General features: G+C 64.7%; 15 protein-coding genes. 8 read left to right on the forward strand and 7 right to left on the reverse strand.

Features of this window, described 5'->3' with window-relative positions:
- Window positions 1-9 precede the first annotated feature (9 nt).
- The 7 genes from VGM51_04110 to VGM51_04140 all read left to right on the forward strand — a co-directional run bounded on the left by VGM51_04110 (window position 10) and on the right by VGM51_04140 (window position 3,533).
- A complete protein-coding gene (locus VGM51_04110) occupies window positions 10-336 on the forward strand; it encodes a hypothetical protein (GenBank protein ID HEY3412227.1) in 327 nt (108 codons plus the stop codon).
- Between the two features lie 61 nt (window positions 337-397).
- A complete protein-coding gene (locus tag VGM51_04115) occupies window positions 398-1,537 on the forward strand; it encodes a hypothetical protein (protein HEY3412228.1) in 1,140 nt (379 codons plus the stop codon).
- Between the two features lie 79 nt (window positions 1,538-1,616).
- Window positions 1,617-2,210, forward strand: coding sequence for a hypothetical protein (locus VGM51_04120; protein ID HEY3412229.1), 594 nt, complete (start codon window positions 1,617-1,619; stop codon window positions 2,208-2,210).
- A 97-nt stretch (window positions 2,211-2,307) separates the two neighbouring features.
- Entirely contained in the window at window positions 2,308-2,652 is a 345-nt protein-coding gene (locus VGM51_04125) for a hypothetical protein (protein HEY3412230.1), read from the forward strand.
- A gap of 19 nt (window positions 2,653-2,671) precedes the next feature.
- Entirely contained in the window at window positions 2,672-3,067 is a 396-nt protein-coding gene (locus tag VGM51_04130) for a hypothetical protein (protein HEY3412231.1), read from the forward strand.
- Window positions 3,067-3,279 (forward strand): hypothetical protein, encoded by a 213-nt coding sequence (locus tag VGM51_04135; protein HEY3412232.1) that lies wholly within the window; start codon window positions 3,067-3,069, stop codon window positions 3,277-3,279. The genes VGM51_04130 and VGM51_04135 overlap by 1 nt, the downstream gene beginning before the upstream one ends.
- Entirely contained in the window at window positions 3,276-3,533 is a 258-nt protein-coding gene (locus VGM51_04140) for a hypothetical protein (protein ID HEY3412233.1), read from the forward strand. The genes VGM51_04135 and VGM51_04140 overlap by 4 nt, the downstream gene beginning before the upstream one ends.
- 104 nt (window positions 3,534-3,637) lie before the next feature.
- Here VGM51_04140 and VGM51_04145 read toward each other — a convergent pair whose 3' ends face one another.
- The 3 genes from VGM51_04145 to VGM51_04155 form a co-directional block, all read right to left on the reverse strand.
- Window positions 3,638-4,057 (reverse strand): hypothetical protein, encoded by a 420-nt coding sequence (locus VGM51_04145; protein HEY3412234.1) that lies wholly within the window; start codon window positions 4,055-4,057, stop codon window positions 3,638-3,640.
- Window positions 4,058-4,081: 24 nt separating this feature from the next.
- Window positions 4,082-4,402, reverse strand: coding sequence for an STAS domain-containing protein (locus VGM51_04150; protein ID HEY3412235.1), 321 nt, complete (start codon window positions 4,400-4,402; stop codon window positions 4,082-4,084).
- Window positions 4,403-4,539: 137 nt separating this feature from the next.
- On the reverse strand, window positions 4,540-5,556 hold the full coding sequence (locus VGM51_04155; GenBank protein ID HEY3412236.1) for a Gfo/Idh/MocA family oxidoreductase: 1,017 nt from the start codon (window positions 5,554-5,556) through the stop codon (window positions 4,540-4,542).
- Window positions 5,557-5,763: 207 nt separating this feature from the next.
- Here VGM51_04155 and VGM51_04160 point away from each other — a divergent pair, with 207 nt between their 5' ends.
- Complete coding sequence (locus VGM51_04160; GenBank protein ID HEY3412237.1) at window positions 5,764-6,453, forward strand: hypothetical protein; 690 nt, start codon at window positions 5,764-5,766, stop codon at window positions 6,451-6,453.
- Between the two features lie 353 nt (window positions 6,454-6,806).
- On the opposite strand, the gene VGM51_04165 is transcribed toward VGM51_04160, so the two are convergent.
- From VGM51_04165 to aroF, 4 genes are all read right to left on the reverse strand, one after another.
- On the reverse strand, window positions 6,807-8,225 hold the full coding sequence (locus VGM51_04165; GenBank protein ID HEY3412238.1) for a hypothetical protein: 1,419 nt from the start codon (window positions 8,223-8,225) through the stop codon (window positions 6,807-6,809).
- Between the two features lie 34 nt (window positions 8,226-8,259).
- Complete coding sequence (locus VGM51_04170; GenBank protein ID HEY3412239.1) at window positions 8,260-9,186, reverse strand: hypothetical protein; 927 nt, start codon at window positions 9,184-9,186, stop codon at window positions 8,260-8,262.
- Window positions 9,187-9,787: 601 nt separating this feature from the next.
- Complete coding sequence (locus VGM51_04175; GenBank protein ID HEY3412240.1) at window positions 9,788-10,570, reverse strand: cohesin domain-containing protein; 783 nt, start codon at window positions 10,568-10,570, stop codon at window positions 9,788-9,790.
- A 315-nt stretch (window positions 10,571-10,885) separates the two neighbouring features.
- Window positions 10,886-11,908 carry a 3-deoxy-7-phosphoheptulonate synthase gene (gene aroF, locus VGM51_04180; GenBank protein HEY3412241.1) on the reverse strand — a complete coding sequence of 341 codons (1,023 nt, stop codon included), beginning with the start codon at window positions 11,906-11,908 and terminating at the stop codon, window positions 10,886-10,888.
- Window positions 11,909-11,940 lie beyond the last annotated feature (32 nt).

An 11,940-nucleotide genomic window follows, 5' to 3' on the forward strand; every position in this document is an offset into this window, starting at 1 on the left:
GGAGGAAAGATGCCGAACGAACTGAGCGAGATCGAGGTGGACGAAGTGTCGCTGGTGGATCGACCGGCGACGGGGAGGCGCTTCGTGATTTTCAAGCGTGGCGGTTTGCTGCGTCGCGCGTCGCCCGCCACCACAGAGAACATTTGTTCCCGTGAAGGCGGGCGGATGGAGGAACTCGAGAAGCGGACATCCGACGCCGAGCAGGCGCTGGCAGCCGTCCGAGACGCCGCCACCGAACTGGAACGCCGACTCGCCGCGGTGGAGGCCGGTTTCGCGCCGCGACAGTCGCAGGACACACCGAGTGCCGCACGCGGCCTGTGGGCCGGCGTGATCTGAGAGAGTCATTTCGAGCGTCGGAAGCGGGCGAGGCGCCCGCGCGACGGAAAGGGGAGAATCCGTGAACAACAATGAAGCCATTACCAAGGCGATCAGCACGACCACCATTTCAACAGGAGTGCTGAATCCCGACCAGGCCCAGGCGTTCGTGCAGCAGGTCTTCGAGGCGACGCCGATGCTCACCGCCGCACGCCGCGTTCTGATGGGCGCACGGAAGATGAACGTGGACAAGATCGGTGTGGGCTCGCGCCTGCTCCGCAAGCGTCCCGAAGGCACGACCGTCGCCGGAATGGCCACGCTGGCCGCCGCGCAGGTCCAACTGGACGCCGTGAACCTCTCCCTTCCGTGGGAGATCACGGAGGACGCCATCCGCTTCAACATGGAGGGTGAGCGCTTTGAGGAGACGGTCATCTCGCTGATGACGCGACAGGTGGGCGTTGACCTCAACGACCTGGCCTGGAACGGCAACACCGTGGCGCCGTCGCTCACCACCCTTTCGGCCGCACTGAGCTCCAGCGCGACGAGCATCTCCGTGGCCAGCACGGCCGGATATCCCGAGTCCGGCGTCCTGGAAATCGATAGCGAGCGGATCTTCTATGCGTCGCGGTCGACAGGCTCGTTCGGCAGCCTCATCCGCGGCTTTGACGGCACAGTGGCGGCCAATCACAGCAACAGCGCCACGGTCGGCATGGCGACCGACTGGCTGACCATCGCCCTCAACGGGTGGCTGAAGCAGTCGTCCACAACAGCGCACGTTATCGAAGGCTCAACCATCAGCGGCGGGGCGATGGACAAAGGGCAGTTCAAGGCTGCCATCGCCGCGATGCCCACCAAGTACCTGACCACCGCATCCGCCAACGGACTGCGCTGGATCATGCACCCGCGCACCGCATTCGCTTTCTACGACTCCCTCGTCGATCACGTCGCCTCTTCCGGCGACCTCATCCTGCTGGGCGCCGGCGGCAAGGCGCCATACGGCTACCCGATCCTCGAGGATCCCGCGGTTCCGATCGGCGCCCTGGTGTTCACCGACCCACGGAACCTCATCATCGGCCTCGCGACGGACGTGCGTGTGAGCCGCGACGTTGGCAGCAAGGACGTCATCTCACGTGGCGTCCGGTACTACCAGATCGACCTCGCGGCGGACGTGAAGATCGAGGAAGCGGACGCGATGGTCGTGACCACGGGAATCACGGTCTAGGTCTCGGGTGTCAGGTGTCGGGTGCCGGGAGACGGAAACCCGACACCCGGCACCCGGCACCTGACTAAGGAGGCATTTGATGGCTTATTGCCAGGCGGATTCGGTGAAAGGGCTGATCCCCGGAGTGGATCTGACGGTTCTGGGCGACGCGGCCGCCCAGAGCGGCGCGATTTCGTCCGCGATTGCATCCGCCACATCCGAGGTGGATGTGAGGTGCCGGCGCACGTTCGCCCCGCCATCGGAGGCGAGCGAACGACACATCGATGGCACCGGCGGGTTGCTGCTGCGCGTGCCGGATCTGGTCCGGCTGGACGGTGTGACTGTGGACGGATCGCCGATTCCATCGGCGACGGCCTATCCGCTGGACGGGCCGCCCTACCTGTGGATCGCCACGGGAGCGCGCATACCCGAGGGCGCCGGCAATGTGTCCATCGCCGGGATGTGGGGCTACGGCCCCGCGGTGCCTGAGGACATAGCGCGCGCCACCGCCTGCCTGTCCGCCGCCGAGATACTCACGCGAATCCAGGCGGACCGTTCCGACGGGGTGAAGACGCAGGTGACCGGCCTCGCCCGGGAGGAATTCCCGGACTGTGGGGCGTTCGGTGACACGATTCGCAATCTTCAGACAACCGCCGGTCGGCTGCTGCTGCCGTACCGGAGGTGGACGGTGTAGGGGCAAGGGTTGAAGCAACGGGGCTGAGGCCCGAGACGCGGAGTCGGGCATAGAGGACGACCTACCGTGGTCGGGTCTCAGCCCACGGGAGGCCGGTATGCATTTCACGACGACAGTTCGTGTGTGGCAGGCGGTTGGCGGCGTTGAGGGAGTCTTCGATCCGCTGCTCGCCACGTGGACCCTGAAGTTCGAGACGCGCGCCTTCGTGGAACCGCTTGGCGACAGCGCGGTGAAGACCCTCTTCGCCGACATGCGAGCGGAGGGCGCCCGAATCTGGCTGGACGGCGCCCATCCCGAGGTGGGATACCGATGGCTGATCAAGGACGTGGTCGACGGCGTCTTCTACCTCGTCGAACCGGCGGCGCCCCGGCGCTACGGCACCGGTATCCGCCACCTTGAGGCCAACGCGAGGCGTCTGCTGATGGGCCCGCCGGGCCTGTAGGTGTGAGGGGAGGTGCGGAATGGCAGCAAGATCATCGGTCGCGGATGCTCTGTCGGCGCTCGAAGAAGGTGTAAGGGCGCTTCAGGAGAGCACCGCGCGAGACGCCGTGAAAGCGCGGGATGGGCAGGCGGAACTGGCGCGGGCCGTGGCGGAACAGGCAACCGCGCACGCCGTGCTCACTCAGTGGATGAAGGACTGGACCGCGGAGGTGACAGCATGGCGGAATTGCATCGAGGGGCGGGTGGCGGCGGCGGACGCCCGGCTGGAGGGCGCCGGCCGGGACCTGGAGCAGGCGCGTGGCGCGATGAAAGTGGCTCTGTGGGTGTTCGGGACGGCCCTGACGCTCGTGACGGGGGTCTTCTCGGGGGTGATGGTCCGCGTCATCGGCGAAATGATGTCGCGAACCGCTCATTGATGCGGCGGCAATCCTGGGGTGCGCTGGTGCGGCGGCCGGAGGTGGACCGGCTGATACAGCTGGCGGCCGCCGCGGGGGTAGCCGTGTTTGGAGAGGCCGGCGCGCAGAGGACCGTCGCCGCGATGCGATGGCTGCTGGAATCGGCGATTCTGGCGGAACAGGGGCTGGCGCCGGCCGAGATGCCGGACCGGGGTAAGGAGGAACAGAGATGACGCAGTGGATGGAAATGGTATTCCGCGGCAGCCTGACGCTGCTGCAAAATGTTCTGCGAGACGCAGCGGCCGCGGCGACCTCGGACGACGTGGCAACCGCGAAGCGGCAGGTGAAATCCGAGATTCAACGCCACCGGCGGCTGCCGGGCACGCTTCGGCGGTGGCTGTGCCAAGAGGTGGACGCAATCGCGGCGTCGGACGCGGAGACGTTCCGCAAGCGCCTGTCCGAAGAGATAGACCGCCTCTCACACTAGGCGCTCAGACGGGTATTCTAGCGGTACGACCGGCGTCCCGCCGGTTTTGGGGACGGGAACCGGCGGGACGCCGGTCGTACCGTGACACTCGTGAAATGCCGATCCTACCGCGAAAGGGTGTCTATTCTGGCACTGAAATCCGGCAGTTTGAGGAACAGGCGCACAAAATAGAGAACGCTGACCGCGGTGAACTCCCAGACACGTTCATGGCTCATGAAGAACCAGACCAGGCCGAAGACGGCGATCGACTCGCCGAACGCAGCCGACACCATACCGCTTGTGACGACGTTCTGGGGGTTGGCGGCGCGCGCTAACAACAGGCCCTCAAGCACGATGCCGCTGACAAACGCGACCGCCGCCAGTATCTCCAGAGTACTGAGCACGGTCTTCATCTGGGGGTTGCGGGGCGGCGCAACACCGGTGACCAGATACGTAAGCCCGTAGTAAGCGCCAACGGCGGCCAGCATCGCCAGCCATTGGATCATCAGGAGCCGCTTGGTCGCATCAGCGCTTAGTGTGTTCATCGTAAGGGCTCCCCCGATCCTGTTTCACGCGCGCCCCAGAACCTCGAACACGTCGGACAGGCCGGCGACGCGAATCACCCTTGCCACCAGTGACCCGTCACGAACGACCAGCCGTGTGTCGGGATGCGCGTTGTGGATCGCCATCAGCGAGCGCAAGCCGCTGCTATCCATATACTTGACATCTGAAAGGTCGACAGTCAGGCCGCCGTCCGTCTGTCTCGCCGCGCCTTCGAGCCGCAACGCGAGTTCGGTCGCATTGCTTATATCAACCTCGCCCTTCACGGCGGCCACCGTCTGGTGGCCATCATTTTGAACATTCAGGCTGAACGTTGTGAGCCGCTCCATAGACTTGTCCTCCAACCGCCAACCGCGGCCAGGGACATTTTACTCCCGGCGTACCCGATTCGCCCACTAGTTGGGTGACGGGTATCGGGATCGGGGTTGCTCCCGACACCTGACACCCGTCACTTTTAGCCTGTTCGCTATTCGTGCGCCACGGGTTCGGCCTGGTGGGACTTGCTGGACGCCTCGGCCGCTTCGATGACCGCGATGTTGCGGCGGGCGCTTTCCGCGGTCACCGCCAGCGGAGCGCCCTCGAAGAGATGCGCCCCGAGCATGTCATAGTACGCCTGTCCGGCGTCCTTATAGTGCTTGCGTTCGAAGTTGACCTTCTTCTCCCAGAGCTCGCCGTCCAGGTATCGCCGTAGAGTGAACTCGCCGGTCCACTCGTGGCTCATCTGGATGGCGCCCTTCGTTCCGAGGATGCGGAATTTGTCCCGCGGCGCCGCATCGATGGAAGAAATGCGGACGTCAGCGTACTTGCCGGACTTGAAGCGGATGATGGCCTGGGTCTGGTCCTCGTTGGACACTTTGTCCCACACGCGCTTATGGAAGAAGCCGGTCACGTTTTCGATGGGGTCCGGGATCAGATCCAGCACCCAGTCGAGGAAGTGCACGCCCCAGTCGTACAGGTTTCCGCCGCTGATCTGCTTGTCGGCGCGCCACCAGTCGCCGGGAAAGTGAAAGCCCCCCATCCCTGCCTCGATGTGGAACACCTCTCCGATCTCGCCCTTGCGGATGATCTCCATCATGGCCAGGTGGTCGCCATCGTAGCGCCGGTTGTGAAACACGGAGAGCGTGACGCCCTTCGCCTTCGCCATCTCGATGCATGCGTCCGCCTCGGCGACGGTGATGGTGAACGGCTTTTCGCACACACAGTGCTTGCCCGCCGACACGATGTCCAGGTTCACCTTGCCGTGGAGGTTGTGCGGCAAAATGCAGACCGCGAGGTGCACGTCCGGATCAGCCAGAAGCTGATGGTAGTCGGTGAACGTCTTGATGCCGGGGAAATCCTCGCCGGCGGAAGCCGTTCGGGCGGGATCGAGGTCGCAGACGGCATAGGGGGTGAATCCGGCCGCTTTCATCCAGTTCAGGTGCAGGCGACCCATATTGAAGGCGCCGCCGTAGCCGATGACGGCTGCGTTGATGGTCTTGCTCACAGTATTGTTCTCCGCTCTCGATGGGGTTTGGTATGGCGCGGCCGGCGTATTGGAGGCCGCCGCCATGTCTATCATAGAGGCAGGAAACCCGCGCAGGTAAAGCAGACTCCTGCGTCTTCCGGTACGGCATCGCGGAACGTGACCGGCGGATTCCGCGTCATGAACACGGGAAACCATTAACCTTATCTATCACGGGAGATCTTCAGTATGACTACCCCTGCCCGCATCGCACTCGCTGCGGGGCTGTTCAGCGTCCTGGCGCCGGCGATGGCCCAAACCGCCGCCGTACCCCCTGTGCCGCCCGCGCCGACCTCGCCGAGCGCTGCCCAGCCCGAAATCCAATACGACACCTACTTCGAACCGTTTGACGACAACCCGGTGAGCCGTGTCAGAGATATCACGCCCCTGCCGCCGGCCACCCCGCTGTTCCGGGATTTCGATCCGCTGGACGGGCTTGACCAGTACGTGAAGGCCAGCCGAATAACGCTCACGAACAGAGCGGTCTTTGCTCTCCCCATCATGACCGTTCACGTGGGCCAGGAATTCGATGTCCCGTTCTATAAGCAGTCAGACGCACATATCAGCGGTGAAAACGTCTGGATTCGGTGTCCTTTCAACATCGCCAGGCCGCTGAGCGCGGCGCCAGCCGACTGGAAGGACTCCACGGTCGTCTTCAACGACAAGCCGAACCGCGCGTCCCTTGAGAACACCTTCGTCATCGTGCAATACACCGCGCGATCCTTCCGCGCCCGGGGCAACATGGCCAACATCCACTTCAAGGCGCTTGCGCCGGGCGAGTGCCGCCTCGAGGTCATCGATTTCGATGCATCCGACGACGTGACCTACGATCACGTTCTCTCGCTCGTTCGCGATGGCCTCATCACCGTACTCCCGTAACGCCGGCCGCAACGAAGATAGCCCGCGAAAGCGGGCTTCATACTGTGCAGTGCCGCGCCTTCCACACACTCTGAACGCAAGGCTCCGGCCCTTTCAGTGGCTTCGTCCGAGTCTTCATACATCAGGCGCCGGCATACACGTGCAATAGACGCCCTTCACGCGCTTCAGGGCACGCCGACCCAGCCCGCGGAAGCGGTCCGTGCGGTTCAAAGCCACCCGCACGGACCGGACCGAGCGTACACGTTCATTCACGGTCCAGCACAAATCGGGATGACTCATGTCAAAAAACGGTAGAGGGGACTCGGTCATTGACCGAGTCCCCTCTACCGTTTTGATTCCAAGCCCGTAAGGGTTTAGAACGCGATTGCGCCAACAGTACCATCGGCGGTGGCAGCGATAACGCTGTCGGTGCCGGCGGTGCGGCCGGTTGCGGCCAGCGCCTTGGCGCTGGGCGAGCCGAGGGCGACTTCAAGGGCACTGCTGCTAACAACGGTGCCGGCGACGTCCTGGGCATAGGTCACGCCACCCAGGCTGATCGGCTGAGCTGTGATGGCGGAACCGCTTGTCAGCGGGGTGCCACTCAGCGTCGGCACGCCGGTCGTCACGTCTACGGTGAGGATCTTGCCGGTAGAAGTACCGAAGATCACGGAGTTACCGTCCCACCACGCTTCGGAAACGGCGCCGGCGCCATGGGCAACCGTTGCCGACCCGTTGCCGGTCACTGCGTTGAACGGAAGGAGATCGGTGGCATTGGCGGAAAGGCCGAGGCCGCCATTGGCGATGACCGGGGAGATGGTTGTGGATGTGCCCACGGTGGCCTGATGGACACCGTCCGGGCGCAGGATCTCAAGGCCGGCGTCGGTGCCGACGGCTACGTAGCCGCCGAAGACCGCCGGGGCGCCGAGAATGGAGGTACCCGTGAGCGTTGCGAACGGGTTGGATGCGCCGCTAACAACCTTCACGACCGAGGCCGGGCCGGTTGCCGCGGTTACGGCGGCGTAGATGCCGTCGGCCGCGATAGCGGGGGTGCTGACCTTGGCGCCAAGCGCAAGGGCGGCAACGGAGGCGCCGGTTCCGGCGTCAACGATGGTCAGTTTGCCGGCGTCATCACCAACGGCGAGGACGGCCTGCGTACCAACCATACCGAAGACGGGGCGGCCGGTGACGGAACCCACGGCGGGAGCCGTGAATCCGGCAACGTCCGTCAAGTCAGCGGCGTTGAGGAGCTTGAGGGAAGTGCCCGCGGCGACGGCAACGACTTTGCCGGGGCCCGTGGACGGAGCGCCCGCGATGGCGCCGAGGCCGGTGCGGAGCGCGCCGGTGAACACCGATACCTTGGTGTCCGCCGGAGTGTAGTACGTGTTGTAGTCCTGATCAGAAACCGCCGAAGCGACTGTCTTGGTCAGGGTGGAAGCTCCGCCAGTCAGCGTGACGGCGATGGTGCCAACCGGGCCGGCGGCCGAGCCGCCGCTGGTCAGGATGATGGCGAACTCGCCACCGGTGTTACTCGTGCCCTGGTTGGCCCAGTCAGAGCCCGCCGCAGGCGTGAACGCTCCGAAAGTGACCTTAGTGGTGTCGTACTTCAGATGTACTTCCACGCCCGTCAGCTGGGTAGCGCCGTTCGTACCAAGGTCACCCACAATCTGCAGGGTGGCGGTACCCGTTCGCGTAGCCGCGGGGAGCACCTTCACGGAGGCATCCGTGCCGGCAAACGCCACTGCGGCCCCGGCCAGCAACAAGCCAGCCGTTACTAGGGTCTTGATGCTTGTCATTGTTGTCTTCTCCTGGATAATAAGGTGCACGAGGTCACTCGTTCACCGGGGCGTTAGTGGCGGTGCCGAGTTTCATCTTCGCCAGAAGCGCCACGTCGCCGACAGAGATGGTGCCGTCCCCATAGGACAGGCCGGCCGTGCCACCGTAGTTGGTGTGCGGCACATAGCCCGCGCCGTTCGGTGCAACGTCGCCAGCGATCTTGTTGTAGTCAGTCATGGCCGACTTGCCGAGCAGGCCGTTGGCCAGCTTGGCGATGTCGCCGACCGCGATGCCGCCGCCGGCAACAACATCACCAGGGCCCGCGGGGGCAACGGCGATCTTGTGCAGAGGAACAGACATTACGGTGCCGGAGACCGGCATGGTGGCCAGAACCGTCACCGGTTCGGCAACGACCGCTGAGCCGGCGGTGGCATCGGACGTGGCGCCTGTGTTGCCCGCACGGCTGTTGGTCGTGCTGCCGTCACCCGTGTTCGCGACGTTGTAGGTCGCCGGGCCGGCCAGGTCAATCACTTCACCGGCAACCGGGCCGGTTGCGGCCAGGGTCAGGCGGAGAAGGCCGATGGAGCTCGTCGGCTGGCCTACCGCGTTCGCCGTGGTGACGAACGGGCTGGTCCCGCGGACGATACCGACATAGAGGTTCGGGTTGGTGGCGCCGGTGCCCACGAACGTGGTGCCGGAAACAACAACCGGCACTTCGGTGCCGACGGGGAACGGGCTGAACGCCGAGCCATTGCCGCCCGGATCAGTTCCGACGCCGACTTTGGTGGTGTCGAAATTCAGTGTGAAGTCCAGGCCCCAAAGCTGAGTGGTGCCGCCGATGGCTGTCGCCGCGACCGGCAAGATCACGTTAGTTCCGGCCGAAGCCGCGCGGCTCTTAATAATCAAGTTGGCCGCGTTCGACTGGGGTGTGAGCAGAGCGATGCCCAACAGGGCAACGATCGGCACAACATACTTTCTCATTGGTTGCTCTCTCCTTTAAAGGGAAGATGTGATGCTACGGATTACACGTGATAGACGGCCCGCTCCCCGCCGTTGGCCGCGAGGACGCCGCTATCTCTTCCAGGGCTTTGGCATTGCGTCCCCGGCCTGCTCAGACTCCCGTTGGCTGAAGCCGTTGCACCAGGTTCCACCCCCTCCGAGGCGCGCGCCAAGTCCCTTTTTGTGTTATCAGTAAAATATACAAGCGTCACACGCCAAATCCTACATGGTTTTTCTGCATTTCAAACATGAACTTCATGCTTGAACCGGTTCGGACCGCGCGTGAACTCTCCTTATCGTCCATGGGCCTCCCGGCCCTGGCCGGCAAATGGCCACAGTGTACCCGTTTCGGGCCGTCTTCCCACACAGCCACAGCGTAGAGACGCGCCGCCCGACGGGCGCGTTCCCAGTATTAGGGCTGAGGGCCGAGGGCTGAGGGCCGGGGGCTGAGGGTTGGGGGCTGAGGGCTGAGGGCTGAGGGCTGAGGGCTGAGGGCTGAGGGCTGAGGGCCGGGGGGGAGAGAGGATGGTGGGGTGTTTGCGCGGGTCCGGGATTCCGGCACCCGACACCCGACACCTGGCGCCTAGTTGAGCGTCGTCTCGAAACCGTGGATGAAGCGCAGGATGCGGATCGCATCGTCCACCTTCACCTTGCCGTCCGGCGCCCCGGCCGGAGACACGTCGCCGTTGACGATGCTCGACCGATCGCCCGTGCCCAACTGCACGCCCCCCGAAAGCTGGAGCGCCATCACCACGTCCCCGAGGCCCACGACGCCGTCACCGTTGACGTCGCCCGGCATGCGGAACGTGATGACCAGCGGGACGCCCACGCCGGCGTCGATCGGGGCGCCATCCGACGCGCCGAGGATGAGCTCCGGCATGCTCCGGCCGTTCACGGTATAGGGCGCCAATCGCACGGTCGTCGATCCTGTCGCGCCGGGGGCCACGGCGAAACTCAGGCGGAGCGCAGTGGCCGGCACAACTTTCGACGATGATCCGGCCGGATTCGACGGGTTTTTCACATATCCGAAAACGACAACGCCCAGCTGCGAGGGGTTCATCCGGAAGAGGTCCGCGTCCCTGGGAATCGTCTCGCCCGGAAACGGCGTGGATGCGCCGGTCCAATAGGATTGGGGGGCCGATGTGTCCTGGGTGGGCAGCAGGGTCAGGACGACCGGATCGTAGGTGAGCGCCGCCTGCAGCGCGTACACATTGTTGAGGTCCGGCGTCAGCGTAACTGAGACGGTCACCGTCCCGCCGGGCGACGCATTGGCGGGGCCGGTCAGGGCAACGGTGCCTGCGCGTGCCGCGCCGCCTGTCATCAACCCCGCGATGGCGCCGGCCGCCAATATCCGCGCTGCGTTCATGATTCGTGCCTCCAGGACAACCCCGCGTCTAGCTCCAATAACGTTCCGTTAAGGCCATTTCGCGCTCTCACGTCCGTGGGATGTATCCCACGGGGCTCGGCGTGGCAGGTCCCTTCACCGAACGGTATTGCATCTAGCTCCCATGGTATCGCGTCACGACACGCTTTTCAACGGTTGAACGCCAAAGCCGCGGCGACAGGCGCCGGACGCGGGTTCCACAAGGGATGCCACGTCCATCAGCGGGCGCGGTTATGGCGAGAGGGGCGGTGTTATCCAGGCGGAGCGGGGCAACGGGGGGCCCCTCGCCCCGGCAGGCTACAGTTTGCGGTCCACGGCGTCGGCGATCCGCCGCAGCTGGTCCATCAGCGTCTGGAACGCCGGCCCGTTGAGGCTTTGCGCGCCATCGGAGGCGGCGTGCGCGGGGTCCGGGTGGACCTCTATCAGCAGGCCATCACAGCCGGCGGCCAGGCCGGCCCGGGCGATGGCCGGAACGTATGCCGATTTGCCGGTCGCGTGGCTCGGGTCGAGGACGATGGGAAGGTGGGTAAGGCTCTTCAGCACCGGGATGGCGTTGATGTCCGTGGTGTTGCGGCAGGAATCCTCGAAGGTCTGGATGCCGCGCTCCACCATGATCACTTGCGTGTTGCCGCCGGCCATCAGGTATTCTGCGCTCATCACGAAATCCTTGATCTTGGTGCCGAAGCCGCGTTTCAGCATCACCGGCGTGCGCGTCTGCCCCACGGCTTTCAGCAGGGCGTAATTCTGCACGTTTCGCGCCCCTATCTGCAGGCAGTCCGCGTAGCGGTCCACCAGCTCCACCTCGGTCTCCGACATCACTTCGGTGACGACGGGCATACCGGTTTCGGCGCGCACTTCCGCCAGAATCTTGAGCCCTTCCTCCCCCATCCCCTGGAACGCGTAGGGGGACGTTCGGGGTTTGAAGGCGCCGCCCCGGAGGGCACGCGCGCCGGCGGCTTTGACGATGTCGGCGCTCAGCCGCATCTGAGGGAGCGATTCCACGCTGCACGGCCCGGCGGCCACCGAGGAATATCCCCCGCCGAATTTCGCCTCGCCGATCATTACGATGGAGTCTTCGGGATGATAGGTGCGGCTGGCCAGCTTCCAGGGATTGCTGATCAGTTCGGCGCGATCCACGCCCGGCATCGCGTTGAAGTGATTCGCCAGTTCGGCCTTGTCCATCCCGACTTCGCCGAGAACCGCGATAACCTTGCGCTCAACGCCGGGGTTTTCAAAAGGCCGCAGGCCGAGATTCGTGATCTCCTGCTTTACCGCTTCCACTTCTTCGGGCCGGGCGCCCGTATTCATAATGACAATCATCGATCCGTGTTCCTCTCAAGGCGCCGCCGCGC

The organism is Armatimonadota bacterium (assembly GCA_036504095.1).
Classification (GTDB): Bacteria; Armatimonadota; DTGP01; order JAKQQT01; family JAKQQT01; genus DASXUL01.

What these genes read in the sequence shown, in the direction of transcription:
- VGM51_04120 (HEY3412229.1), top strand. Translation starts at nt 1,617, where the DNA reads ATGGCTTATTGCCAGGCGGATTCGGTGAAAGGGCTGATCCCCGGAGTG.
- VGM51_04165 (HEY3412238.1), bottom strand. Translation starts at nt 8,225, where the DNA reads ATGACAAGCATCAAGACCCTAGTAACGGCTGGCTTGTTGCTGGCCGGG.
- VGM51_04160 (HEY3412237.1), top strand. Translation starts at nt 5,764, where the DNA reads ATGACTACCCCTGCCCGCATCGCACTCGCTGCGGGGCTGTTCAGCGTC.
- VGM51_04145 (HEY3412234.1), bottom strand. Translation starts at nt 4,057, where the DNA reads ATGAACACACTAAGCGCTGATGCGACCAAGCGGCTCCTGATGATCCAA.
- VGM51_04135 (HEY3412232.1), top strand. Translation starts at nt 3,067, where the DNA reads ATGCGGCGGCAATCCTGGGGTGCGCTGGTGCGGCGGCCGGAGGTGGAC.
- VGM51_04110 (HEY3412227.1), top strand. Translation starts at nt 10, where the DNA reads ATGCCGAACGAACTGAGCGAGATCGAGGTGGACGAAGTGTCGCTGGTG.
- VGM51_04125 (HEY3412230.1), top strand. Translation starts at nt 2,308, where the DNA reads ATGCATTTCACGACGACAGTTCGTGTGTGGCAGGCGGTTGGCGGCGTT.
- VGM51_04170 (HEY3412239.1), bottom strand. Translation starts at nt 9,186, where the DNA reads ATGAGAAAGTATGTTGTGCCGATCGTTGCCCTGTTGGGCATCGCTCTG.
- VGM51_04175 (HEY3412240.1), bottom strand. Translation starts at nt 10,570, where the DNA reads ATGAACGCAGCGCGGATATTGGCGGCCGGCGCCATCGCGGGGTTGATG.
- VGM51_04130 (HEY3412231.1), top strand. Translation starts at nt 2,672, where the DNA reads ATGGCAGCAAGATCATCGGTCGCGGATGCTCTGTCGGCGCTCGAAGAA.
- VGM51_04140 (HEY3412233.1), top strand. Translation starts at nt 3,276, where the DNA reads ATGACGCAGTGGATGGAAATGGTATTCCGCGGCAGCCTGACGCTGCTG.
- aroF (HEY3412241.1), bottom strand. Translation starts at nt 11,908, where the DNA reads ATGATTGTCATTATGAATACGGGCGCCCGGCCCGAAGAAGTGGAAGCG.
- VGM51_04150 (HEY3412235.1), bottom strand. Translation starts at nt 4,402, where the DNA reads ATGGAGCGGCTCACAACGTTCAGCCTGAATGTTCAAAATGATGGCCAC.